The organism is Photobacterium sp. R1 (genome assembly GCF_054600795.1).
On sequence record NZ_BAAHZP010001081.1, the window covers coordinates 1 to 230 of the forward strand.

Consider the following 230-nt stretch of genomic DNA (forward strand, 5'->3'; position numbering starts at 1 on the left):
CCGCCGATCGCGCCCGTACCGTGCAGGCTGCGGTGGCGAAAAATGCTTCGCCTGCCGATATCGTCATGCCTGGTCATATTTTCCCTCTGATGGCACAGGAAGGTGGGGTGCTTGCCCGCGCCGGCCATACTGAAGCCGGTTGTGACATTGCCCGTCTGGCAGGTCTTGAGCCATCCAGTGTAATTGTTGAGATTCTTAATCCGGATGGCACCATGGCGCGACGCCCGGAT

1 protein-coding gene is annotated in these 230 nt (G+C 59.6%); it reads left to right on the forward strand.

Going from position 1 to position 230, the window contains the following annotated elements:
- Positions 1 to 230 (forward strand): 3,4-dihydroxy-2-butanone-4-phosphate synthase (locus ACYP03_RS28395; RefSeq protein WP_459782992.1); only part of this gene is annotated, 230 nt, incomplete at both ends.